This window comes from Ruegeria sp. CRTD044 (assembly GCF_059613485.1).
On sequence record NZ_JBXWSP010000019.1, the window covers coordinates 296054 to 321013 of the forward strand.

Below are 24960 nucleotides of genomic sequence, written 5' to 3' on the forward strand. Positions count from 1 at the left end.
GCCCTGTTTGACCGATTGCCCTTAACAATCGGTTAGTCCCTGCGGGGTTATGACGGGTGCCGAACGCAAGAATGAGGACGCCATGACAGACGCGACCGTGGATGAGGCAGAAGGCCCGAAGAAGTCGGGCAAAAAGGGACTGATGATTGGCGCGGTTCTGGCGCTGCTGGGTGCCGCGGGCGGGTACTATGTGACCTCGTCCGGGCTTTTGGGCAAAGCACCCGAAGCCGAAGGAAAAACAGCGGAAAATGCGGACGCCGGAGATGCGATCGATGCGTTGCCGGACGTCGGGTTCGTCGACCTGCCGCCCGTGATCGTGTCCGTGAATTCCGGCGATTCGCGGCATCTGAAATTCCACGCTCAACTTGAGGTGGCCGCCGGTCACGAGGCCGAGGTGGAAAAGATGATTCCCCGCATCATGGACGTGATGAACGGCTATCTCCGGGCCATCAACCTGTCCGACCTCGAAGACTCGCTGGCCCTGGTTCGCATCCGCGGGCACCTGCTGCGGCGCATCGGCATCGTCGTTGGCGAAGGTCGGGTACGTGACGTTCTGGTCACGGAATTCGTATTGAACTAGGAGGCGAAATTGGAACTGATCTCGGACATTCTGCTGGTCGCCGGCGCCTTGGGGGCCGGGTTGTACTGTTTTGTTCTGGCCCGACGCCTCAGGCGGTTCACGGATCTGGAGCGGGGCGTCGGTGGCGCGGTATCCGTTCTGTCCGCACAGGCGGAAGAACTGAAAAAATCCCTGGATGCCGCGCGGGCGGCATCTGACCAATCCGGACACAAACTGCAGGATCTGACCGAGCGCGCCGAGTCAGTCGCACAGCGGCTTGAGTTGATCATGGCGTCGATGCACGACGTGATCCCCGAGGACAAACCCGCGGCTGAAGAGCCTGCAAATTCCTCGGACGAAATCAAAAAGCCGTCACCTCTCGAGGCGGAACCGGTTTCGCTGAAAGCGGAATCCGGGCCCCAAGCACCCAGGCAACCCGCCGAGCCTGAGGCGGTGGAACAAATGCCATCCAGGCCGGAAGCCGAGGTCAAATCCACCAACGACCCCGCAGAGGATCCGGGCCCGATTCCCAAGGGCGTGTTGTTCTTCAGGCACAAGGCTCAAGGTAGCGAGGCCCGATCCTGATGCGCAGCCTGCAACCTGCCCAACGTCGACCGCGTGGTGGCGTTCTGACCCTCATTTCAGCCTTGATGATCAGTGCCGCCATCATACGGCTGGGGCTGGAGGCTGGGCCGGCTTTGGCAAGGGGGCCTGACCCCTCGGAACTCTCGGCACACAGTGCCGGCTCGGACGAAAAGCCGGACATGCAAACCTTGCTGACCGAATTGCTGCGTCGGGAAGCGGCCGTCAAACATCGTGAGAGCGCGCTGCGCGACAGGGAGCGTGCCCTGGAGATTGCCAACGAGGCCATTTCGACGCGTCTCTCTGCTTTGCAAGAGGCCGAGGCATCGCTGCGCGAGACATTGGCCGTGGCGGACAAGGCGGCTGAAAACGACCTTACCCGTCTGACCGATGTCTATCAGAACATGAAGCCCAAGGACGCCGCGGCGCTTTTCGAAACGATGGATCCGGTTTTTGCGGCCGGTTTCCTGTCGCGTATGCCGCCTGAGGCTGCTGCGGGTGTGATGGCCGGTCTCAGCCCCGAGGCCGCCTATACCATCAGCGTCGTAATGGCCGGACGCAACGCCAACGCCCCCACTGAGTAGCCGCCATGAGCCCCACCCTCAAAGACCGCTCTGCCGGAGAGACCACATGATCGGAATTCTTGGAATCGTCTTTATTTTCGTAATGGTGTTCGGCGGCTACCTCGCCGCCGGCGGCAAGATGGCGATCATCCTCAAATCTCTGCCGTTCGAGGTGATGATGATCGGCGGGGCCGCCATCGGCGCTTTTCTGATCAGCAATGACCTGTCGGCGGTCAAACACACGATCAAGGATCTGGGCAAGGTTTTCAAAGGCCCGAAATGGAAGCCCGAAGACTACCGCGATCTGCTGTGCCTTCTGTTCTCGCTGATCCGGCTTGCCCGTTCAAATCCGGTCGAGCTCGAGCAGCATATCGAAGACCATGAAAACTCGGCCATTTTTGCGGCCTTCCCCAAGATACAGGCGGACAAAGAGGCGGTTGACCTGATTTGCGACACCATGCGGTCGGCGGCGATGAACTATGACGATCCCCATCAGGTTGAAGAGGTTCTGGAAAAGCGGATGGATGCCAATTTCCACCACGCCATGCATTCCAGCCACGCCCTGCAAACCGTGGCGGACGGGTTGCCGGCACTGGGGATCGTCGCGGCCGTTCTGGGCGTGATCAAGACCATGGGCTCGATCGACCAACCGCCCGAGGTCTTGGGCAAGTTGATCGGAGGTGCCCTTGTCGGGACTTTCTTGGGCGTCTTTCTGGCCTACGGGCTGGTCGGCCCCTTCGCCGGAAAGCTGAAAGCGGTCGTGGAGGAAGACAATCACTTCTATCAACTGATCCGGGAAGTTCTGGTTGCCAACCTGCACAATCACAACCCCGCTATGTGTATCGAGGTTGGTCGCCAGAACACGCCGACCCACAATCGCCCCGGCTTCACCGAATTGGAAGAAGCCTTGAAAGAGATCAAGCAGGCGGCAGCATGATCCGGGTTTTGCTCCTGACCCTTGGCCTGAGCGCATTGGCAACTGGAGTGCTGGCGAAGGACGTTCCGGTGCGGTCCGGCGAACATGACGGCTTCACGCGGCTTGTTCTCAGCGTTCCTGCGGGCACCACCTGGAGCCTCGCCCACCGGAAAAACGGCGCTCGCCTGGCGGTCGATTTGGACGACGTGGAATTCAAGACCGGATCGGTCTTTGCACGATTGTCCGCAGGCCGGCTTGAGGCCATATCGCAGGCCGATCCCGGCGCGCCGCTTGAGCTGGACTTCGGCTGTGATTGCGCGGCGACCGCTTTTTTGTACAAGGATACGATGATCGTTGTGGACATCGCGGCACAAAAAACCTTGCCTCCGCCAAGTCTGGACATTCCATCGATTGTGATCCCAGAGCAGACTTCTGAAGGTCTTCCGCCGGCCGAAGCCCCATCAATTGAATTGGTTGCCCCCCTTCTGCAACTGGATCGTGATGACCTGCAGCAGCGCCTTTCGACCCGTCTGTTGCAAGGCGCAGATCGCGAGCTTGTCGACCTGAATGTCACACCTCCGGGTCCGCGTGCCTCGGCGACTGAAACGCTTCCGGGCATCGCGCGGGATTTGCCTGCCCATATCCGGGTAAGCTCGATCCTTGACGAGTTGGGCAAACTGGGAGAGCCACCACTGCAACCTCTGGAGTCGCTGCCAGCCTGTATTTCGGATGCCGAATTAGGGTTCGACACCTGGTCTGACGGTCGGCCCTTTGCGCATCAGGTGGCTGAGCTGCGTGCAAGGCTGTTCCTAGAGTTCGACAGGGTCGACAGATCCATCGCACTCAAGCTTGCAAAGCTGTTGGCACACTGGGGTTTCGGTTCAGAGGCCATTCAGGTTCTGCAGTTGATGGAAGATGCATCGCCGGAACAGGAATGGGTTCGAGCGGTCGCGCAAATAATTGATGATCAGCCTGTATCAGAGCCTAACCAACTGCTTGGGTTGCAACGCTGCGACGGCGCGGTTGCCATGTGGGCCGCGATGGCGGATGGCCAGTTGCAGGATTATGCGCAGCAGGAACGGATGGAACAGGCGTACCTGAGGCTTCCTGAGCATCTACGCCGGATCCTTGGGCCCCGGCTGGCCGACATATTCGTCAAATCCGGTCAGCTTGAGGCCGCCCGGCGGGTATTACGTTCGGTGGATCGCGTCCAAACTCTGCAAGACCCCGAGGTGACACTCGTGCAGGCAACTGTTGCTGCCGCTGAGGGTGATGCGGACACCAGCGACATTTTGTTGAACGACGTCATCGACAACCCAAGCTCGGATTTGGAAGCCCCGCTTGCCCTGGCCCGGCTTGTTGAAAAGAAGTGGGCAGAGGGTGGCGCCGTTTCGCGACGGCAAATCGACCTGATCTCGGGCTATGCAATCGAACTGCGCAATTCTGAATTGGGTCCGGTCATGGCCCGCGGTCACGCCCTGGCGCTTGCCCTGAGCGGCGAGTTTTCCGCGGCCTTCGATATTCTTGATGCCCATAGCCGAGACGAGACCTGGTCCGGCACGCGCAATCGTATCTTGCAGCTGGCAGCAGAGCGCGCGGATGACCTGACCTTCCTACGGTATGCAAGCATCCTAAAAAATCACGAATTAGAGTCTGCTTCGACCGAGACTTCGCTGTTGCTAGCCAAGCGTTTTGCGGACCTCGGCTTTGCCAAGCAAGCCCGAGACTTGACGGGCGCAGGTTCGGATGGGACGCGCAGGCGCGAACGCGCCATCCTTCGGGCACGGGCCGCGCTGCTGGAAAACCGACCGGATCTGGCCCTGCGCGAATTGGCCGACGATCCCTCCGATGACGCTGAAAGGCAGCGGGCCCAAGCCCTGACGGATATGGGAAATTTCGCGGCCGCCGTTGAGGCTTGGCGGGACATAGGGGATGAGGATACCGCCGCGCGCCTGTCATGGTGGGCAGGGTTCAACTTGGAAGAGTTTGGGGCGAAGGACACCACGCTGGGGCGGGTCATAGATCTGAGCTCGACCCTGCGTGCGCCAGTGCAGCGAACACCGGACAAGCCGATTTTGGATGCAGAACAGCTGCTTGAGGTCAGCGCCGACGCGCGACAGAAGATAGCCGAATTGCTGAACGTGACAACTGAATTGGAATAGTCAGGATCGGCGCGACGAACGGCCGGCTTATGCGGCTCGCATTGAGAGCATGCGCTTGTCTGAAAATGCAAGCACCGGCAGACTGCCCAGCAAATTCAACCTTATCCAGATCAGGGGCAACGGATGTCCGGAGCGCTCATTCGGTGTTTTGTCGCCATTCCCGTATCTTCCGAAATCGCCCAGCTATGCACCGACGTCGCGCGCGCAGCACATAGCGGTCGAAGTTTGCCTGCTGAAAACCTTCATCTGACGCTGGCTTTCCTGGGCGACCGGACCCGGGACGCCTTGATTGAACTGAATGATCATCTCGAGGCGATTAAGTGCCGGACCTTTTCCATCAGACTGTCCGGGCTGGGCAGCTTCGGCAACTCGCTGCACATGGCGGTAGAGCCCGATCCCGAACTCCTGCACCTGCATGAAAGCGTCCTGCAGTGCATTAGGCTGGCCAGGATGAGGCTGCAACGCCGCCGCTTTCGACCACATATCACCATCGTTCGGGGTATTGAATCGGCTCTAAACAGGGGCTTTTTGCAAATCCCAGTTCCCCAAGCCACCATGTTCGTGACCCAGTTCAACCTGAAGTCGTCGACATTACGGCCGGACGGGGCACGATATGAAACGCTGTCGACCTATCCTCTGCAGCTGCAAGGTTGGTCCGGTCAGGCTGACGACTTGGCCGACCGGTAGAGAGGCTGCACCATGTCACTAAACCGGGTGCCGGGATCGGTAAGGTTCAAAACCGCCCTGCTCAGATTCTTGGCAGCAAACTCTCCGATTTCCGGAGAAGAAAACTCGACAAACTTGTCGATGACGTCCTGTCGCGACATCGGAGCCTCAGGCCCGCCCCGGGCATGGATGTCACCCGAGCGGAAAACGCGACCGTCTTGCGTCGTTACCTGAACGTCGGCCCAGCGCCCGGCGGGAAAGCGGGAATTATGGCGGTCCGACTCGGATACGGTGATGCGGTTCAGGAAATCGGCGACGATCGGATCGGATAGCCCATCGCCGCTGATGTGCTCTACCCCGATCCGCCCGTGTACTGCAAAAGTCGAGACGGCAAATGGCAGCGAGTATTGCGCCTGCGACGTTGTCTCGGGCATCCCCGAATACAGTTGAACCGCTTCGTGAAAACTATTGATCTCGACGCGGGCGATCTGGTCATGGGTCAGACCGTGCGCGTTCATCACAGTGCGCAGCCCGTCGATGGCGGCATGGGCCCAGCGGCAGATCGGATAGGGTTTCACGTATTGATGTTCCATCTGCCAAAACGTGCCGAGGTCCTGCCAATAGGGTGCGGCGCGGTCTTCCTCGATGGTGATCGCGGGGGCGCCGGTAAAGCCGCGCTCGGCCAGAATCGCCGCCGACAAGCCTACCATCGCGCCCCAGCCCGAGCCGTCATGCAGCATGGTCGGGTTGGCGATTTCGCGCATCATCTGGCTGCGGGGACCGTGATATTCGGCAATGCCAAGGCCTTGGCGCAACTGGTCCGGTGAATGGCCCCGCAAGCGGGCGGCCATGGCAACCACGCCCAGTGCGTTCCACGCCCCCGAGGTGTGGTAGTCACTGACGGTGGCGTGCAGCGCGATACCCGCGCGGCCCGCAATTTCGTAGCCGGTGATGACGGCGGCCAATGCATCGGGTCCCGACAGATCAGGGCAGTGCTCGGCCAATGCGCACAGCGCGGGCACGACCACCACGCCGATATGCCCCTTGGTCGGGTTGTAGCCGTCGTGCCCGTCGAGATTGTCGGTCTGCGTGGCGGCCGCGTAGGCCGCGCCCGCCAGACTGACCCGACGCCCATCACACAGCATCCGCGCTGAGAACGCAGAGTCGGTCGTTCCGTACAGCAATGCCGCAGTGTCGCGGGCGATCACGCCGGCCTCAATCGGGGTCGATGCGATCACGATGCCCAAAGTATCCAGCAGCATCAGGGCCGCCGCTTCGCGCGCACTGTCGGGCATCTGGTCCGCCGGGCGGTTCAGAACAAACTCGGCAACGCGGGCGAAGGTTTCGGTCACTTGGCACCCTCCATCGCCGGTTTTTGGTCACGCAGGCGCAGGCCCTTGGGGTCGAACGGAGGCGCATGCAGGATCCGCGCCCTGTGCGGCTTGCCCAGGATGAAAACATGCACCTCGTCACCCGGCTGAGCCACGGCTGGGTTGGCATAACCAATGGCCAGCGACTTGCCGACCGTATAGCCATAGGCGCCCGAAGTGACGCGCCCCACGGGCGCACCATCTGGGGTGAAGATCGGCTCGCCTCCGCTGGCATCGGCATCGTGGGTGACATCGACCTCGAAAATCGACAGCACCTCGCGCGCGGGATTGTCCTTGATCGCCAGCCAGGCCGCCTTGTGCAGGAAATCCTTGTCTGGCTTGATCAACCCATCCAGACCGACCTCGTGCGGCCAGTACTCCTGCGAATACTCACGACCCCACGAGCCATAGCCTTTTTCGATCCGCAACGCGCCCAGAGCCCGGCTGCCGACCGGCCCGCCACCGCAGGCGCGGGCCGCGTCCAGAAGCGCTGTGTAGAGTCTGATCTGATCACTTTCGGCGCAGTGCAGCTCCCACCCCAGATCGCCGGTGAAGCTGACGCGGATGGCCAAGCAGGTGACCCCGGCAACTTCGATCGTGGCCGAGCGCATGAAGCGGAACGCCTCATTCGACAGGTCGGCGTTGGTCAGCCGTTGCAAGGCCTCGCGCGATTTCGGGCCAGCGATGTTGAAGCCCGCGATGCGGTTGGTGGCAACTTCGAAGGTGGTGCCCTCGGGCAGGTCCACCATGTTGAAGAACCGTTGGTGATAGCGTTCGGCCATACCCGAACCAATCATCATGTAGTCGTCGTGGGCCGTCTTGGTGATGGTGAAATCACCCGCCACGCCGCCACGCACGGAAATCAGCGGGGTCAGGCATGAACGTCCCACTTCGGTCGGCACCCGGTTGGCCACCAGCCGATCCAGCCAGTCACGCGCGCCCGGCCCTTTGATGACGTAGTTGGCAAAGTTCGAGATGTCGATCACGCCCACGCGCTCGCGCAGCATCCGGGCCTCCTGCCCCACCGGTTCGAACCAGTTCTGGCGGGTAAAGCCACTGGTCTCGACCGTTCCGGGTTGATCGGCGAACCAAAACGGGTGTTCCCAGCCGCAGTTCAGGCCGAAGACCGCGCCCATCTGCTTCTGCAACTCGTAGGCGGGGCGCACGCGGGCCGGACGGCCGGCGCTGCGTTCCTCGTTCGGGAAATGGATGGCGAAGCGGTGGGAATACTGGTCGGCGACCCGCGCCTTGGTGAAGTTCTTGTCGGCCCAGTCGCCGAATCGCGCCAGATCCCAGGCGAACATGTCGTATTGCGGCTCGCCCTCGATCATCCATTGCGCGGCCAGCAGGCCCAGCCCACCCGATTGCGAAAAGCCGGGGATGATACCGGTGCAGCAGAAATAGTTGCGCAGTTCGGGCACCGGCCCCCAGATGGCGTTGGAGTCCGGCGACCAGATCATCGGGCCGTTGATCACCCGTTTCACGCCTGCGGTCGCGGCCACCGGCACACGTTCGGTCGCGCGGATCACGTTCTCCATGATCCGGTCCAAGTCGTCGGGAAACAGGTCATGGGCGAAATCCAGCGGCGTGCCGTCTTCGGCCCAGAACCGCATGTCTTTTTCATAGGCGCCGATCAGCAACCCGTTGCCTTCCTGCCGGAAATAATACTCGCCGTCGCGGTCGGCGATCGAGGGCAGGCGGCGGCCAAGGGTTGCGACCTCGTCAATCGCTTCGGTCACGAAATACTGGTGCTCGGTCGGTTGCAGCGGCAGGGCCAGCCCGGCCAAAGCCGCCACCTCACGCCCCCACAACCCGGCTGCGTTGACCACCCAATGGGTGTGGATGTCGCCCTTTTCCGTGCGTACGATCCACGAGCCGTCGGGCTGCGGTTCAGTCCCGATTACGGGGCAAAACCGCTGAATCTCGGCCCCCAGCGCCCGCGCCCCGGCCGCATAGGCGTGGGTCACCCCCGAGGGGTCCACGTTGCCGCCGTCGGGTTCATACATGATGCAGCGGACATCATCGAACTGCGCCAGCGGGTGCAGCTCCATCGCCTGCTCGCGGCTGATCTCATGGAAGTTCAGGCAATAGAACCGCGCCTTGGCCTCTTGCAGGCGCAGCTGGTGCTCGCGCGCTTCGGTCTGGGCCAGATACAGCGAGCCCGGCTGGAACACACCGCAGCCCTGCCCGGTTTCCTGCTCCAGCTGCTTGTAGAGGTTCATCGTGTAGTGCTGGATGCGGGTAACGTTGTTGTTGTCGTGCAGCCCGTGGATATTGGCCGCCGCATGCCAGGTGGAACCGCTGGTCAGCTCGTCCCGTTCCAGCAGGATCACGTCGGTCCAGCCCAGCTTGGCAAGGTGGTAGAGGATCGAACATCCGACAAGGCCCCCTCCGATCACGACGGCCTGTGCATGGGTTCTCATTGGACTTCTCTCCTGACTGGCGGGGGCGCGTCACCCCTCTGCATCAGAAGTCAGCCACAGTGTCCGCACACCGTATGCTCTGTTCCCGACCCCAAATGTCGGGAACAGTGCAAGTTGGGCCGGAATCCCGGTTTGGGATCGCCTAGTAGGGTGCCTCGACGTCGTTCATCGAGACATAGACGGTTTTCATTTCCGAATAGTGGTTGATCGCCAGCTTCGAATTCTCGCGCCCGACGCCTGACATTTTCGACCCGCCGAACGGCGCTTCGACCGGGGCCAGGTTGTAGGTGTTGATGTAGCAGGTGCCCGCCTCGAACCCGGCCACCACGCGATGAGCGCGGGTCAGGTCGTTGGTGAAGACGCCGGCGGCCAAGCCGAACTCGGTGGCGTTGGCGCGGGCCATCACCTCGTCTTCGGTTTCGAAATCCAGCACCGACATGACGGGGCCAAAGATCTCCTCGCGGGCGATGGTCATGTCGTCGGTCACGTCGGCAAAGACCGTGGGCTGAATGTAGAAGCCTTCGCGGTCCAGCCGCGCTCCGCCATGGACCAATCGCGCGCCCTCGGCCTTGCCCTTCTCGATATAGCCCAGAACGATGTTCATCTGGGCCTCGCTGACCATCGGGCCGAAATTCACGGCCTCGTCCATCGGGTCGCCGATCTTCACATTGGCAAGGCGTTCGGTCAGACGGGTCAGGAAGGCTTCTTTGATGCCTTTCTGCACGAAGACCCGCGTGCCGTTGGAACAGACCTGACCCGAGGAATAGAAGTTGCCCAAGATCGCACCCGAGACGGCGTTTTCGATGTCGGCGTCGTCGAACACGATCAGGGGCGACTTGCCGCCCAGTTCCATCGTGACGTGTTTCATGCCCTCGGCCGCGGCGGCATAGACCTTGCGGCCCGTGGGCACCGAGCCCGTCAGCGACACCTTGGCCACGCGCGGGTCGGTGACCAGCGCGGCGCCCACATCGCCATAGCCCTGAACCACGTTGTAGATACCCTTGGGCGCGCCGGCCTCGATCAGGATCTCGGCGACTTTCAACGCCGACAGGGGCGTGGTTTCCGAGGGTTTGAACACCATCGCATTGCCGCAGGCCAGCGCCGGGGCGCCTTTCCAGCAGGCGATCTGGGTCGGGTAGTTCCACGCGCCGATCCCGACACAGACGCCCAGCGCCTCGCGGATGGTATAGACGAAATCGCCGCCGCCCAGCGGGATATGCTCACCGGTCAGTGACCCGGCCAGCCCGCCGAAATATTCCAGCGCATCCGCGCCCGAGGTCGCATCGGCCACAAGCGTTTCCTGCAACGGTTTGCCGGTGTCATGGGTTTCGAGGATCGACAGCTCGCGGTTGCGCTCGCGCATGATGTCGGCGGCGCGGCGCAGGACGCGGCCGCGTTCGGTCCCGGTCATGGCCGCCCACGCCTTTTGCGCCCTTTTTGCGCTGTTTAGAGCCTGTTCAATGATCTGCGGCGTCGCCGAATGCAGGCGAGCGATGACCTCGCCCGTGGCCGGATAGATCACGTCGATCGGGGTGCCTGCGGTGTCTTCGACATATTCGCCATCAATAAAGTGGCTGGCCTTGGGCTGAACATTCATTGCGGATCCTTTTTTCTCGGGCCCCGGGGAGCCAGGTGCCGGTCGGTTTCATCCGCAGGTAATGATTATTGATTGATCAGTCAATAAAGTGCTGCCTTGGGCGAATTCTTGCCAACAAAAAAAGGGGTCCTCTTGAAAAAAATGGTTAATGTTCCATTTCTGTTCTACATGATCGGAGGATCACCAGATGGAACAGTCATTGCGCAAATCCACCCCGATGGGGCCGACCGACGACTACCACATTCTGCCCGTCACGGACCGTCAGATGCGCTATGCGCGCGCGATCGCCCAGCAGTCCGCTCTGGAGATCCCGGTCGAGGCGCAGCGCGACCGGCGATCCATGTCCGATTGGATCTCGGCGCACAAGCCGCACGATCCCTCCCCCTTTGCCGACTACCCGACGGGTAAACAGGTGGCCTTTGCCGAGCGGATCTCGCGCACAAAACGCCGCCCGATCCCCAGCGAGTGCTTCCGCGACAAACGTGCGATGTCGCAATGGATTGATCGGAACAAGTGAAGAAGTGTGGCCGGCGGGCTCAGGCGTCTTTGTCATGGCGATGGCGATGCGACCGACCATACAGCCCCACGGCCGCTGCCACGAACAGACCCAGTAGAATATAGCCGGTAATCGCCTCAGCTACGGCAAGGGCGCGGCACACACCAACTGGCCGCAAGTCACCAAAACCAACCGTCGTGAAGGTAACATACGAGAAATACAGGACATCCGCCGGACCGCGGGCGCCTTCAACGCACAGATCGAAGTACCCGTATGACCCGTAGACTGCAGCGAACAGAAACGGCACGACCTGGATGAAGGAAATTCCCATCAGCAGCAACTGCCGCTTGGGCGAGCGCACAAGCGCCATGTAGTACCAGGTTTGAGAGAACAGCCAAATCGCCAACCCGATGGTGGCCGCGGCTCCGATCGTGTCGCCGGCGGCGGATTCGGTCAGGTGTGAAAGGATGTACCAAGCCAGAGCACTGAGCATGACAAGGCCCATCGCTGCGATCAGCGTGGGCTTCCAATCCTGCAATGTGGTTGGATCATGCGCCATCGTCCCCCCTCCCCAAGCACGGGTACCGGCCATATTTTAACGCCGGGCGCATCATCGCAAGCTTTTTTGCGGGATTCGAAGCTATTGTCCGCCGATATGCTCTTCGCCCCGCGCCCGTGCCAGCGTGATCTGTTTCTGCCGTTCGCGGAACCGCGCCTTGTCGGCCTCGGACGTCTCGTGGATGCACTGGTGGCAGGACACGCCATGCTCGTATTCGGGGCGGTCCCTGTCCTGAGGCAGGATCGGGCGGCGGCAGCCATGACACAGCTGGTGCGGCCCCTCGACCAGCCCGTGCCCGACCGAGACGCGATTGTCGAACACGAAGCATTCGCCCTTCCAGGTGCTGTCCTCAGGCGGGACCTCCTCAAGATAGCGCAGGATGCCGCCTTTCAGGTGGTACACATCCTCGACCCCCTGCCCAAGCAAATAGTTGGTGGATTTCTCGCAGCGGATGCCTCCGGTGCAGAACATGGCGACGCGCTTGTTGTGGAATCGGTGCTTGTTCTGCTCCCACCAGGTGGGAAAATCGCGAAAACTGGCCGTTTTAGGGTCGATTGCGCCGTCGAACGTGCCGATCGACACCTCATAGTCATTGCGCGTGTCGATCACCACCACATCATCCGAACGGATCAGATCGTTCCAATCCTGCGGCTCGACATAATGGCCGGTGCGGGCGCGCGGATCGACATCCGGCTGGCCCATGGTCACGATCTCTTTCTTCAGGCGCACCTTCATCTTGCCAAAGGGCGGCTGGCTGGCGGTGGCCTCTTTCCATTCCAGATCGGCACAGCCCGGCAGCGCCCGGATATGCGCCAGCACCGCGTCGATCCCGGCGCGGGGGCCGGCAATGGTGCCGTTGATGCCTTCATGCGCCAGCAGCAGTGTGCCCTTGACCGACTGCGCGCGGCACAGCTCCAGCAGCGGCACACGCAAGGCCTCCGGGTCGGCAAAACGGGTAAAGTGATACAGTGCGGCAATCGTGTACATGGCCGCGATCTAATGCGCGGCCCCCCGCAACGCAAGAGACCGCATTGACGACCCCTGCCCGCCCCCCTACCGATAGGACACGCAAAGGAGGCCGCCATGACCCATGCCCTGATCGTGATCGATGTCCAGAACGACTTCTGCCCCGGCGGCGCGCTGGCGGTTCCCAGCGGGGATGAGATCGTCGCCCCGATCAACGCCATGATGCCCGATTTCGATGCGGTGATCCTGACGCAGGACTGGCACCCGGCGGGTCATTCCTCGTTCGCGTCATCCCATCCGGACAAGGCGCCTTATGATGTGGTCGAGATGGCCTATGGCCCGCAGGTTCTGTGGCCCGACCATTGCGTGCAGGGCACGCCCGGCGCCGAATTCCACCCCGACCTGCGCACCGACGCCGACCTGATCCTGCGCAAGGGCTTCCGCAGTGCCATCGACAGCTATTCGGCCTTCTTCGAAAACGACCGCACCACCCCTACCGGCCTGGAAGGCTATTTGCGCACGCGCGGGATCGACCGGTTGACGCTGGTGGGGCTGGCGACGGATTTCTGCGTGCATTATTCGGCGGTGGATGCGGCCCGGCTGGGCTTTGACGTGACCGTCAGAACCGCCGCCTGCCGCGCAATCGATCTGGATGGGTCGCTCGCAGCGGCGGAACAGGCCATGCACGACTCGGGCGTTACGCTGGCTTAGCGGTTCAGGGCGTCGCTCCGGCCGCAGCCAGATATTTCAGCAGGACGAACACGATAACCGCAAGGCCAAGGGCAAAGCCAATACGCCCAGGCACGGTTCTTCGGTCAGGTTTTGCGGGCGCAGGTGTGGCCGGTCGCGGGCGGCGCACCGGATCGCGGCGTTTGATGCCGATCCCAGGCTGCGCGGTGCGGACATGGCGCAGAAAGCCGCGCAGATCGAATTCACCGCAATACTGGCCGCGCAATCCCGTGGCCCGAATATTTGCAAACAGCTGGCGCAGGACCTTTTCGCGGGCCGCGGCGTCTTCGGGCGGATAGAAACCACGCGATTCACCACTGCCGTGGCTGTCCAGAATGAATCCGGCATCTACGAACACCTGACGCAGATTCGGTGACGCCCCCCTCAGAGCATCAGCCGTCTTCACATCGCGAAAACGCGCGCAGACCGTTGCGGTTTTCGGCTCAGTCGTAGCCGACGAACCGCAATCGCCCCCATCTTTTGCAATCGTTACAATATCAAAGTCGTAAGCCAGACCCATTCAACCAACTACTACCTTCTCGTACCATCCCACCGTTTAACTAGACCGCGAAAAGAACAGACATTATGCCCGCATTATGGCCTGTCCTTGGCATTGTTACCAAATCCGCGACTCTTGCCATTCACCGCCCCGATTGATCTAACAACGGAAATGGCAGGAGTTCCCCATGGTCGACATCGCGACCCGTGTCTACAATCACAAATGGAAGATCGACCCGATTGTCCGGTCTTTGATCGACACAGACTTCTACAAACTGCTGATGTGCCAGTCAGTGTTTCGAAACCGACCTCAAACAACGGTCGAGTTTTCCTTGATCAACCGGTCGAATCACGTCCCCCTGGCCAATCTGATCGACGAGGGCGAGTTGCGCGAACAGCTGGATCACATCCGCTCGCTCAGCCTCAGCCGGGGTGAAAGCACCTGGCTGCGAGGCAACACCTTCTACGGCAAACGCCAGATGTTCCGCCCCGATTTCATGGAATGGTTCGAGAATCTGCGCCTGCCGCCCTATCACCTCGAACGCCGCGGCGATCAGTACGAGCTGACCTTCGAGGGCAAATGGCACGAGGTCATGCTGTGGGAGATCCCTGCCTTGGCGGTGCTGATGGAGCTCCGCTCACGCGCGGTTCTGAACGACATGCGCCGGTTCGAGCTTCAGGTTCTCTATGCCCGCGCCATGACCCGTGTCTGGGAAAAAATCGAAACGCTGCGCGGCATTCCCGGTTTGGGGATCGCAGATTTCGGCACCCGGCGGCGGCATTCCTTCCTGTGGCAGGACTGGTGCGTGCAGGCGATGATCGAAGGGCTGGGCCCGGCCTTCACGGGAACGTCGAACTGCCTGATCGCCATGCGGCGCGAGGTCGAGGCGATCGGCACCAATGCGCATGAACTGCCGATGGTCTATTCGGCGCTGGCCGAAACCGACGAAGAACTGGCCCGCGCGCCCTATGACGTGCTGAGCGACTGGCATGACGAACATGACGGCAACCTGCGGATCATCCTGCCCGACACCTATGGCACCAAGGGGTTTCTGGACCGCGCGCCCGACTGGCTGGCCGGCTGGACCGGTATCCGCATCGACAGCGGCGATCCGGCCAAGGGCGCCGAGATCGCAATCGACTGGTGGAAATCGCGCGGCGAGGATCCCAGCCAGAAGCGGATCATATTCTCGGACGGGCTCGATGTGGACAAGATCCGCGAATTGCACGGCCAATTCGCGGGCCGGGTGAAGGTCTCGTTCGGGTGGGGCACGTTGCTGACCAACGATTTCCGCGGTCTGGTGCCGGGGGATGCGCTGGCGCCGTTCTCGCTGGTGTGCAAGGCGGTCTCGGCCAATGGGCGGCCGACGGTGAAACTGTCGGACAACCCCGAAAAGGCGATGGGGCCGAAAGAGGAGATCGAACGCTACAAGCGTGTCTTTGGCGTAGGGGACCAAGAGGCGATCGAAGTGATCGTCTAGCCCGGCTCAGCCATGATGCGCGGCTACGGTTTTCAACTGGGAAAAACCGTACAGCGCCTCGAACCCCTTTTCGCGGCCATGGCCCGATTTTCCGACCCCGCCGAACGGCAGCTCGACCCCGCCGCCCGCGCCGTAATTGTTGATGAACACCTGCCCCGCGCGCAGCCGTTTGGCCAGCCGCATCTGCCGCGCGCCGTCCCGCGTCCAGACCCCGGCCACCAGCCCATAGTCGGTGCCGTTGGCGATTTGAATGGCCTGCTCCTCGGTGTCGAAGGGGATCAGAACCTGGACCGGGCCAAAGATTTCCTGCTGCGCCAGCGGATGATCGGGCGGCACGTCACCAAACAGCATCGGGCGCACATAAGCCCCGCCCGGCGGCGCGTGATCCACGATCCGGCCTTGTGCTGCGATCTCAAGATCGGCCCCCTGCGCCAGAAAGCCGGTCACGATCTGCTTCTGCCGGTCCGAGATCAGCGGCCCGACACGCAGATCCTCGGTCGCGGGGCCGACGGTCAGGTCGGCATAGGCGGCGGCCATGCGCGCCTTGACCTCGGCATAGACGCCGCGCTGCACCAGAACACGCGACCCGGCCGAGCAGGTCTGACCCGCATTCTGGATGCCCGCATTCACCAGAAACGGCAACGCGGCCTCCAGATCGGCATCATCGAAAACCAATTGCGGAGATTTCCCGCCCAGTTCCAGCGTCACCGGCACCACGTTGCGCCCCGCCGCCCGCTGCACCAGCGCGCCCGTCGCCACGGACCCGGTGAACGAAATGTGATTCGCACCCGGATGGCCGGACAGCGCCGCCCCCGCCTCAGCCCCGATGCCGGGCACCACGTTCAAAGCCCCGGGCGGCAGACCGACCTCGGTTGCCAGATGGGCAAAGGCCAGTGCTGTCAAACCGGCCTCTTCCGCCGGTTTCAGCACGCAGGCATTGCCCATCGCCAGCGCCGCCCCGACCGAGCGGCCGATGATCTGCATCGGATAGTTCCACGGCACGATATGGCCGGTCACGCCATGCGGCTCGCGCAGGGTATAGACGGTGTATCCGTCCAGATAAGGGATGGTCTCGCCCGTCACCTTGTCCGCCGCACCGCCGTAGAATTCGCAATACCGCGCCAACGCCAGCGCATCGGCGCGCGCCTGGGTCAGCGGTTTTCCAACATCCAACGCTTCGAGCAGCGCGAGTTCTTCGATCCGGTCCTGCACCAACTGTCCAAGACGGGTCAGGATGCGGCCCCGCTCCAGCGCGGTCATCCGGCCCCAGTCGCCGTCCAGCGCGGCCTGCGCGGCCTGCACGGCGGCATCGATCTGCGGCACCCCACCACGCGCGATCCGGCAGAGCGGCGTGCCGTCGGACGGGTTGGTCAAATCCAGCGTGTCTTCGGTCGCGACCCAATCGCCGCCGATCAGGCACAGGGTGGGATCAAACCAGATGGGATTTTGCATATCTGCCTCCAAAACAGGCTCTAACAAAGCGGTATCATGCCGCGCCCTGCCCGATCTGGGGCAATTTCGGCACGGCTTGGATCAGGGTTTGCGTATAGGGGTGCTGCGGGTCCGCGAAAACGCGCTCGGTCTCGCCCTGTTCGACGATCCGGCCCGCCTGCATCACCATCACCCGGTCGGTGATGGTGCGCACCACGCTCAGGTCGTGGCTGATGAACAGATAGGTCAGGTCATAGGCCGCACACAGCTCGGCCAGCAGATCGAGGATCTGCGCCCGCACGGACACGTCGAGTGCCGAGACGGCTTCGTCGAACAGGATCAACTCGGGCCGGATGATCAGGGCGCGGGCGATGGCGATGCGCTGGCGCTGCCCGCCCGAGAATTCGTGGATGTATTTGCCTGCATCGTCGGGCGAGAGCCCCACGGCGGTCAGCATCTCAGCGATGCGATCCTGCCGTTCAGACCCGGTGGGCGGCGTTTCAATCAGGTGGAAAGGCTCGGTGATCAGGCGGGCGACCCGGTGGCGGGGGTTGAAGCTGCCGAACGGGTCCTGGAACACCACCTGCATCTTGCGACGCACGGCCAGATTGGGTTTGTGCCCGGTGAACACCGGCTGGCCGTCCAGCAGGATCTGCCCGCCCTGCACCTCCTCAAGCCCCAAAATGGCCCGTGTTAGGGTCGATTTTCCGCAACCGGACTCTCCAACAAGCCCAAGGCGCTCACCCCGGTTCAGCGTGAAACTGACATGGTCCACGGCGCGATGATGGCCGGGCTTTTCGAACAGCCGCGCACGCGGCAGGCGATAGTCGCGCTCCACCTTCGAGACCGAAAGCAGAGGCGCCGGGGCCGCCGGGGCGGGCAGTTCGACTTGGTGGTTCGAGGCCTCGAACAGCATCCGCGTATAGGGATGCTGCATGTTGGTCAGCAGCTGACCCGTAGGCCCGGCCTCGACCACTTCGCCGTTGCGCATCACCACGATCCGGTCGGCCATGTCCGCCACCACGGCCAGATCATGGGTGATCATCAGCAGGCCCATGCCGTATTCCGTGACCAGACCCTTGAGCAGATCGAGGATCTGCGCCTGCGTGGTCACGTCCAGCGCCGTCGTCGGCTCGTCCGCGATCAGCAGCCGGGGGCGCAGCGCGATGGCCATGGCGATCACCACCCGCTGGCGCTGCCCGCCCGACAACTCGTGCGGGTAGCGGTCCAGCGGGAACCTCTCGGGCGGCAGGCCGACGCGGGTCAAAACCTCGCGGGCACGGGCCTCGGCCTGATCGGGCGGCATCGCCTTGTGGATCAGGATGGTCTCCATCACCTGCGCCCCGATGGTCTTCACCGGATTGAGCGCCGTCATAGGTTCCTGAAACACCATCCCGACGACCGCGCCGCGCAAGGCGCACATTTCGTCCTCGGGGCTGTTCAGAACCTCGTGCCCTTCAAGGCGGACCGAGCCGCCGGCCACGGCCCCTGCGGGCAGCAACTGCATCACCGCCAATGCTGTCATCGACTTGCCCGAGCCGCTCTCACCGGTGACGGCCACGATCTGACCGGGGTCGATGGACAGGCTGACCTGGTCCAGAACGGGGACCCCGTGGATCGAAAGCGACAGGTTATGGATTTCCAGCAAGCTCATGCGCGGGCCACCCGGATTCGAGGGTCCAGCCAATCGCGCAGCCCGTCGCCCAGCAGGTTCAACCCCAGCACCGTCACGATGATCGCCAACCCCGGAATCAGAGCCAAATGCGGGGCAAAACTGACCATCGTCTGCGCATCCGCCAGCATCCGGCCCCAGCTGGGCGTGGGTGGTTGCGCGCCGAGTCCGACATAGCTGAGGCCCGCCTCGGCCAGAATGCCCAAGCTGAACTGGATGGTGCCCTGCACGATCAGCAAATTGGCGACGTTGGGCAGGATGTGCTCGGCCGAGATCCGCGTCGCGCCCTTGCCCGCGACACGGGCGGCCAGGATGAACTCGCGCTCCCACAGGGACAGCGCCGCGCCGCGGGTGATGCGGGCGAAGACGGGGATGTTGAAGATGCCGATGGCGATGATCGCGTTCACCGCACCGGGGCCGAAGACGGCAGTGATTAGGATGGCAATCACCAGCGAAGGGAAGGCAAAGACCAGATCGTTGCCGCGCATGATCAGCTCATCCAGCCAAGACCCCTTGCGCGCCGCGGCCGTCAGGCCCAATGGCACGCCGAACCCCATGCCAATGCCCACCGCCACCAGCGCCACCGCGATCGAGGTACGCGCACCCACCATGATCATCGAGAACATGTCGCGCCCGAAATGATCGGTACCGAACCAGTGCTGTGCGTTGGGCGGCTGCAGCTTGTCTGGGATGTTCAGCGCGGCGTGATCAAAGGGTGTCCAGACGAAGGACAGCAGGGCCATCAGCACCACCACCGAGGTCAGCCCCGCCCCAAGGATCAGCGCGCGGCTCATGTGCGGCTCCGCAACCGGGGATCGACCGCGGCATAGGCCAGATCGACCAGGAAGTTCACCGTGATGACCGCAAAGACCAGCAGCATCACCACCGACTCCACAACGATCAGGTCCCGCGCCGAGATCGCCTGGAACACCAGCCGCCCCAGCCCGGGCAGGTAGAAGACCTGCTCGATGATGATCGACCCGGCCAGCAGAAACGAGAACTGCAGCCCGATGATCGTCAGCACTGGGATAAGCGCATTGCGCACCCCGTGCCGCCACAGCGCCTGGCGGCGCGACAGCCCTTTGGCGCGGGCGGTGCGCATGAAATCCTCACCCAGAATGTCCAGCAGCGCCGAGCGCATGACCCGCGACAGAATCGCCGCCTGCGGCAGGGCCAGCGCGATTGCCGGCAGCGTCAGCGAGTGCAGCCCGGCCCACAGGCCGTTGTCCCACCCCGCGAACCCGCCCGCGTTGAACCAGCGCAAATTGATGGCGAAGATCAGCACCAGCATCATCGCGAACCAGAAGTTCGGCACCGCGATGCCCAGCTGCGTGGCTCCCATCACCGCAAGATCGCCCGGTTTCCCCCGGCGCGCGGCGGCATAGATGCCGACCGGAAAGGCGATCAGCGTCGACAGTGTCAGCGCATAGAGCGCCAGCGGCAGCGACACCCACAGCCGGTCGGCCACCATCTGCGCCACAGGCGTGCGATAGGTGTACGAGGTGCCGAAATCTCCGGCCAGCATGCCGCTGACCCAGTTCAGGTAGCGCTGCGGCCGTGACACGTCCAAGCCCAGCTCGGCGCGCAGGGCGGCCAGCGTTTCGGGCTGGGCGTTCACCCCCAGCATGAACGAGGCCGGATCCCCCGGCGCCACCTCGATCACCGCGAAGATGACCACCGAAGCGATAGCCAGGCTGAGTGCCAGCGAAATCAGACGTTTGAGCGCATATCGGAGCATTGCCGCCACGTTAGGCCGGGATTGGCCGCCGGTCCAGCGGCACAGCGCGTCAGGACTGCATCAGAAACGCCCAGACCGCGTAGCCCACGATCGCGGCATAGCCCAGCGGATAGATCCACTTGATCGCGTAGTTGTCCAGCTTGCGCGCCGTGTCCTCGCGCCCCGAGACCTTGAGCCGCCGCAGCATAACGTTGAACACCACCAGCGCCCCGGTCATCAGGAACATGCATTGCAGGATGAAATCCAGAAAGGTCAGATAGCCCAACTTGGGCAGATCGGCCGAGATCGCCCAGTTGAAGGCGACAAAGACCAGCAGGTTGGCCCCGGCGATGTCGATCCGCTTGCGGTATTCGTCCAGAAAGAACAGCGCCCAGCCGACCAGAACCAACACCAGCATCGGCAAGAACACCCGGATGACATAGTAGGTCAGGTGGCGCTTGCCCTCGAAGACCAGCGACACCTGATCGCTTTCATTGCCCGACAGGCCCGTCGTGGTCGAGGCCAGCATACGGGCGTTGCCCAAAATCCACTCCTCTTCGCCCAGCGTGTCGCCCAGCCCCGAGAACTGGTCCAGCGCGTAGTAGTGCACGAAGTCGGACGGAAAGACCGAGACGACCTCGAAGTGGAACTCCTGCGTGTCGAAGGGGAACCTGAGGAAGTTGAAATGCGGCGCCTGCAGCGTCAGCGAGGATTTCTCGACAAACGTCACATGCCCATCATGGCGCAGAGCGGCCGCGGATTCGTGCACCCAGCGGTTGGATTGCTGGTTGTGGATGACGAAGGCCGGAACCACCGCATCCCGGGCGGCCGCATGGCGCACGAAGGCCGGCGGATCGAATACGCGGAAATCGCGGCCCAGTTCATCCGGATCGAACGCCAGGGCCGGATCGCTCCATTCAAACCGCAGCACGACCACAGCGCCATAGTTCTCGGCCTTCTGATCGACCGAGGTGATCTGATCGATCCTGATGCCGACGCCGACCTCGACCGGGTTTTCCGGGGTGCCCAACAGCGCGCTGTGGCCATCCTGAAACAACCCTTGCGCGCCCGAGGGTCCCGACAGGGCCAGGGCGACCATGAAGAAAAACACCGAAACCAGGCAACGTGTCATCTGAAAAAGACCCTAAATTGGGGGGAACGGGCCCGCAGGGCGGACCCGCAGGGCTCATTCCGCCCAGCTGATCGCGGTCAGGTCAATGGCCGCCGTGGGCGCGTTTTCCCACAGGCCCTGAACGCCGGCCGTGGCCACGCCCAGCTTGGCCAGCTGGAACAGATAGGCGTTGACGTAATCCTCGGCGATCATGCGCTGCGCCTCGCCCATAAGGCGGGTGCGTTCATCGGGGTCGGTGGTCGCGTTCAGCGTCGCCATCAGGGCCTGGAAATCCGGGTTGTCATACTGGAAGTAGTAATCCGGCCGGGCATAGATGCCGATGTCCATCGGCTCGGTATGGCTGACGATGGTCAGGGCGAAATCCTTGCCCTTGAACACGGTTTCCAGCCACTGCGCCCATTCCACGTTGATGATCTCGGCCTTGATGCCTACCTCGGCCAGCTGCGCGGCCACGATCTCGCCCCCGCGGCGGGCGTAGGAGGGCGGCGGCAAGTGCAACGTGGTTTCGAACCCGTCCGCGAATCCGGCCTCGGCCAGCAGGGCGCGGGCCTTGTCCGGGTCATGTGCCGAATTGCCGGTCAGATCGACATAGGCCGGGTTGTGCGGCGCGAAATGCGTGCCGATCGGCGTGCCATAACCGAACATCGCACCATCGATGATCGCCTGACGGTCGATCGCATGGGCCAGCGCCTGCCGCACCCGCACGTCGTCGAAGGGCGGCTTCTTGTTGTTGGTCGCCAGAATGGTTTCGCCCTCGGTCGAACCGACAAGCACCTGAAACCGCGGGTCGGCCTCGAATTGCGGCAGGTTCTCGGGGGCGGGGAAATTGTCAAACACGTCCACGTCCTCGGCCATCATCGCGGCAAAGGCGGCGGTGGGGTCCGAGATGAACTTGAACGTGGCTTTCTCCAGCGCGGGTTGGTCACCCCAGTAATCGGGGTTGCGCTCTAACGTGATGCGGTCGCCCTGGACCCATTCGGCGAACTTGTAGGCGCCGGTGCCCACGGGGTTGGTCTTGATGCCCTCGATGCTTTCGGGCGCCACGATCACCGCGTCGCCCCAGGCCAGGTTGAACAGGAAACTGCCGTTGGGTTCCGCCAGAGTGATTCTGACGGTCAGCGGGTCCACGACCTCGACGCCTTCGATCCCGGCGAACAGGGCCTTCTGCGCATTGGCGCTGTCCTCGGCGGTGGCGCGGTCGAGGCTGAACTTCACGTCCTCGGCATCCATCGTGGTGCCATCATGGAATGTGACGCCATCGTGCAGCGTGAAGGTATAGACCTTTCCGTCCTCGGAAATCTCCCAGCTATCGGCCAGCCCGGGCACGACCGAGCCATCGCCCATGAAGCGGGTCAGCCCTTCGAACACGTTGGTGTAGACGACCGAATCGATGGCTTGCGCGGCGGCGCTGGTCGGGTCCAGATGCGGCGGCTCCAGCTGCATGGCGATGGTGATGTCCGACCGGGCCATGGCCTGCGAGGCGAGCAGCCCCACGCCCAGCGCCATGGCGCCGGCAAAGGTGCGAAAGAACGGCTTGGTCATGTAAATTCCCTCCCAGAATGTGCGGATGGGCGGCGGATGACGCGGCCCTGACGGAAACAATGTCCCTGCAAACCTTGGGTCATTCAAGGAAATGTTCGCGCAACCGGGGTTTCTCTGGCCCCTGCCGATCTGCTATGCCGCGCTGCAACATGAACCCCGCGAGGAGCGAGCATGAGCGCCACCGCCCGCAAGAAAGCCCCGAATGCCGAGGATATCCGCGCCCGCAAAGGGGGCGATCCGCTGGTCAGCCTGACTGCCTATACCACGCCGATGGCCCGGCTGATGGACCCGCATTGCGATTTCGTCCTGGTGGGCGACAGCGTGGGCATGGTGCTGCACGGGCTGAGCTCGACCCTGGGCGTGACGATGGAGATGATGATCCTGCACGGTCAGGCCGTCGCCCGCGGGCTCGAGACGGCGATGATGGTCATCGACATGCCCTTTGCCAGCTATGAAAAAAGCCCCGAACAGGCCTTCCGCAACGCGGCCCGGCTGATGGCCGAGACCGGCGCCGGCGCGGTCAAGTTGGAAGGCGGGGTCGAGATGGCCGAGACGATCCGCTTTCTGGTCAAGCGCGGCATCCCGGTGATGGCGCATGTGGGTCTGACGCCGCAATCGATCAACACTCTGGGCGGCTACAAGGTGCAGGGCCGCGACGAACAGGCCGATGCGGTGCTGGCCGACGCCCGCGCCGTGGCCGAGGCCGGGGCGTTTTCGGTCGTGCTCGAGAAGGTTCCGCAGGGTCTGGCCGACCGGATCACCGCCGAGGTGCCCATCCCCACCATCGGCATCGGGGCCTCGGCCGGTTGTGACGGGCAGATCCTGGTGGTCGACGACATGCTGGGCTTTTTCACGGCCTTCAAACCGAAATTCGTCAAACGCTATGCCGATCTGGGCCCGCTGGCCGAGGCCGCCATCGCCGAATACGCCGCCGAGGTGCGCGCCCGCACCTTCCCCACGGCCGAGCATGTGTTTGCCGATCAGGCCCCTGCCAATGGGGGCAAGGCATGACCGCGCCCATCCTGCGCACCCTTTCGGAGCTGCGCGCCAAGACCCAGGCCTGGCGCCGGGCGGGCCAGACCATCGGCGTGGTGCCCACCATGGGCGCGCTGCATCAGGGGCACCTGTCGCTGGCACAGGCGGCGCGGGCCGATTGCGACCGGGTGATCGTGACGATCTTCGTCAACCCCAAGCAGTTCAACAACCCCGAGGATCTGGCCAAGTACCCCCGCACCGAGCAGGACGACGCGGCCAAGCTGGCGCCGCTGGAGGTCGATGCGATCTATGTCCCCGACCCGGACCAGATCTATCCGGACGGGTTCGCCACCACCGTCTCCGTCGCCGGCCTGACCGACGTGATGGAGGGCGAATTCCGCCCCGGACATTTCGACGGCGTGGCAACCGTCGTGGCAAAACTGTTCCTGCAGACGCAGGCGGACAGGGCCTATTTCGGCGAAAAGGACTATCAGCAGTTGATGGTCGTGCGCCGCATGGCCCGTGATTTGGACATCCCGATCGAGGTGATCGGCTGCCCCACCGTGCGCGAGCCTTCGGGGCTGGCGATGTCCTCGCGCAATCTGCGTCTGTCGGACCAGGGGCTGGCGACCGGGGCTCGGATGCAAGCGGTGATGCAGGACATGGCCGGGCAACTGGCGCAGGGGGCCGCATTCGCGGATCTGGTGGGGCCGGCTCGCGACACGCTGCTGACGGCGGGCTTTTCCGAGGTGGAATATATCGACCTGCGCTGCGCCGAAACGCTTGCGCCGCTGGCCGCCGCCACCCGCCCCGCGCGCCTGTTCGCCACCGCCTGGCTGGAGGGCGTGCGCCTGATCGACAATATCGACGTGCCAACAGCCTGAAACTGGGGTCTGGAACGGCCCCGACCAATCGCCTAATGTC

At 63.0% G+C, this 24960-nt stretch carries 23 protein-coding genes; 11 read left to right on the plus strand and 12 right to left on the minus strand.

Annotation, left to right across the window (positions count from 1 at the left end; translation table 11 throughout):
• Nucleotides 1-82: 82 nt before the first annotated feature.
• The 6 genes from AC2FNL_RS17750 to thpR all read left to right on the plus strand — a co-directional run bounded on the left by AC2FNL_RS17750 (nt 83) and on the right by thpR (nt 5469).
• Nucleotides 83-580 carry a flagellar basal body-associated FliL family protein gene (locus AC2FNL_RS17750; protein ID WP_170588388.1) on the plus strand — a complete coding sequence of 166 codons (498 nt, stop codon included), beginning with the start codon at nt 83-85 and terminating at the stop codon, nt 578-580.
• A 9-nt stretch (nt 581-589) separates the two neighbouring features.
• Complete coding sequence (locus AC2FNL_RS17755) at nt 590-1144, plus strand: hypothetical protein (RefSeq protein WP_093964095.1); 555 nt, start codon at nt 590-592, stop codon at nt 1142-1144.
• Nucleotides 1144-1725: a MotE family protein gene (locus tag AC2FNL_RS17760; RefSeq protein WP_496834538.1), complete on the plus strand. Its 582-nt coding sequence runs from the start codon at nt 1144-1146 to the stop codon at nt 1723-1725. The genes AC2FNL_RS17755 and AC2FNL_RS17760 overlap by 1 nt, the downstream gene beginning before the upstream one ends.
• A 46-nt stretch (nt 1726-1771) precedes the next feature.
• Entirely contained in the window at nt 1772-2641 is an 870-nt protein-coding gene (gene motA / locus AC2FNL_RS17765; RefSeq protein ID WP_496834539.1) for a flagellar motor stator protein MotA, read from the plus strand.
• Nucleotides 2638-4782 (plus strand): hypothetical protein, encoded by a 2145-nt coding sequence (locus AC2FNL_RS17770; RefSeq protein WP_496834540.1) that lies wholly within the window; start codon nt 2638-2640, stop codon nt 4780-4782. Before motA ends, AC2FNL_RS17770 begins: the two co-directional genes overlap by 4 nt.
• Before the next feature lie 123 nt (nt 4783-4905).
• Nucleotides 4906-5469 (plus strand): RNA 2',3'-cyclic phosphodiesterase, encoded by a 564-nt coding sequence (gene thpR / locus AC2FNL_RS17775; protein ID WP_496834541.1) that lies wholly within the window; start codon nt 4906-4908, stop codon nt 5467-5469.
• Here thpR and AC2FNL_RS17780 read toward each other — a convergent pair.
• The 3 genes from AC2FNL_RS17780 to betB form a co-directional block, all read right to left on the minus strand.
• Complete coding sequence (locus AC2FNL_RS17780; RefSeq protein ID WP_496834542.1) at nt 5442-6800, minus strand: MmgE/PrpD family protein; 1359 nt, start codon at nt 6798-6800, stop codon at nt 5442-5444. The two genes, thpR and AC2FNL_RS17780, sit on opposite strands and share 28 nt — an antisense overlap.
• Nucleotides 6797-9241, minus strand: a complete 2445-nt coding sequence (locus AC2FNL_RS17785) for a GcvT family protein (protein ID WP_496834543.1) — start codon at nt 9239-9241, stop codon at nt 6797-6799. Before AC2FNL_RS17785 ends, AC2FNL_RS17780 begins: the two co-directional genes overlap by 4 nt.
• A 142-nt stretch (nt 9242-9383) precedes the next feature.
• Nucleotides 9384-10838 (minus strand): betaine-aldehyde dehydrogenase, encoded by a 1455-nt coding sequence (gene betB / locus AC2FNL_RS17790; RefSeq protein WP_496834544.1) that lies wholly within the window; start codon nt 10836-10838, stop codon nt 9384-9386.
• Between the two features lie 187 nt (nt 10839-11025).
• Between betB and AC2FNL_RS17795 the strand changes: the two genes are divergently transcribed.
• On the plus strand, nt 11026-11355 hold the full coding sequence (locus AC2FNL_RS17795) for a hypothetical protein (protein ID WP_496834545.1): 330 nt from the start codon (nt 11026-11028) through the stop codon (nt 11353-11355).
• A 19-nt stretch (nt 11356-11374) separates the two neighbouring features.
• Here the strand turns inward: AC2FNL_RS17795 and AC2FNL_RS17800 are convergent, their stop codons facing one another.
• Nucleotides 11375-11893 (minus strand): potassium channel family protein, encoded by a 519-nt coding sequence (locus AC2FNL_RS17800; RefSeq protein ID WP_170525631.1) that lies wholly within the window; start codon nt 11891-11893, stop codon nt 11375-11377.
• A gap of 81 nt (nt 11894-11974) precedes the next feature.
• On the minus strand, nt 11975-12880 hold the full coding sequence (trhO, locus tag AC2FNL_RS17805) for an oxygen-dependent tRNA uridine(34) hydroxylase TrhO (protein ID WP_496834546.1): 906 nt from the start codon (nt 12878-12880) through the stop codon (nt 11975-11977).
• Nucleotides 12881-12976: 96 nt separating this feature from the next.
• Between trhO and pncA the strand changes: the two genes are divergently transcribed.
• Entirely contained in the window at nt 12977-13570 is a 594-nt protein-coding gene (pncA, locus tag AC2FNL_RS17810; RefSeq protein WP_496834547.1) for a bifunctional nicotinamidase/pyrazinamidase, read from the plus strand.
• A 4-nt stretch (nt 13571-13574) separates the two neighbouring features.
• Here the strand turns inward: pncA and AC2FNL_RS17815 are convergent, their stop codons facing one another.
• Nucleotides 13575-13946, minus strand: coding sequence for a hypothetical protein (locus AC2FNL_RS17815; protein ID WP_496834548.1), 372 nt, complete (start codon nt 13944-13946; stop codon nt 13575-13577).
• A gap of 328 nt (nt 13947-14274) precedes the next feature.
• Between AC2FNL_RS17815 and pncB the strand changes: the two genes are divergently transcribed.
• On the plus strand, nt 14275-15567 hold the full coding sequence (pncB, locus tag AC2FNL_RS17820; protein WP_496834549.1) for a nicotinate phosphoribosyltransferase: 1293 nt from the start codon (nt 14275-14277) through the stop codon (nt 15565-15567).
• 6 nt (nt 15568-15573) lie between these two features.
• Here pncB and AC2FNL_RS17825 read toward each other — a convergent pair whose 3' ends face one another.
• From AC2FNL_RS17825 to AC2FNL_RS17850, 6 genes are read right to left on the minus strand one after another with little or no spacing between them, the layout of a single operon-like run.
• The gene (locus AC2FNL_RS17825; RefSeq protein WP_496834550.1) at nt 15574-17019 is read right to left on the minus strand and encodes an aldehyde dehydrogenase family protein; all 1446 of its coding nucleotides are present in this window, start codon (nt 17017-17019) and stop codon (nt 15574-15576) included.
• Nucleotides 17020-17053: 34 nt separating this feature from the next.
• Complete coding sequence (locus tag AC2FNL_RS17830) at nt 17054-18652, minus strand: ABC transporter ATP-binding protein (protein WP_496834551.1); 1599 nt, start codon at nt 18650-18652, stop codon at nt 17054-17056.
• On the minus strand, nt 18649-19464 hold the full coding sequence (locus AC2FNL_RS17835) for an ABC transporter permease (protein ID WP_496834552.1): 816 nt from the start codon (nt 19462-19464) through the stop codon (nt 18649-18651). The genes AC2FNL_RS17830 and AC2FNL_RS17835 overlap by 4 nt, the downstream gene beginning before the upstream one ends.
• Nucleotides 19461-20408 (minus strand): ABC transporter permease, encoded by a 948-nt coding sequence (locus AC2FNL_RS17840; protein ID WP_093964078.1) that lies wholly within the window; start codon nt 20406-20408, stop codon nt 19461-19463. Before AC2FNL_RS17840 ends, AC2FNL_RS17835 begins: the two co-directional genes overlap by 4 nt.
• Nucleotides 20409-20457: 49 nt before the next feature.
• Nucleotides 20458-21519 carry a ligand-gated ion channel gene (locus AC2FNL_RS17845; RefSeq protein ID WP_093964077.1) on the minus strand — a complete coding sequence of 354 codons (1062 nt, stop codon included), beginning with the start codon at nt 21517-21519 and terminating at the stop codon, nt 20458-20460.
• Nucleotides 21520-21573: 54 nt separating this feature from the next.
• Nucleotides 21574-23061, minus strand: coding sequence for an ABC transporter substrate-binding protein (locus tag AC2FNL_RS17850; RefSeq protein ID WP_093964076.1), 1488 nt, complete (start codon nt 23059-23061; stop codon nt 21574-21576).
• Nucleotides 23062-23232: 171 nt separating this feature from the next.
• On the opposite strand from AC2FNL_RS17850, the gene panB reads away from it, so the two are divergent.
• Nucleotides 23233-24072 (plus strand): 3-methyl-2-oxobutanoate hydroxymethyltransferase, encoded by an 840-nt coding sequence (gene panB / locus AC2FNL_RS17855; RefSeq protein ID WP_496834553.1) that lies wholly within the window; start codon nt 23233-23235, stop codon nt 24070-24072.
• Entirely contained in the window at nt 24069-24920 is an 852-nt protein-coding gene (gene panC / locus AC2FNL_RS17860; RefSeq protein ID WP_496834554.1) for a pantoate--beta-alanine ligase, read from the plus strand. Before panB ends, panC begins: the two co-directional genes overlap by 4 nt.
• Nucleotides 24921-24960 lie beyond the last annotated feature (40 nt).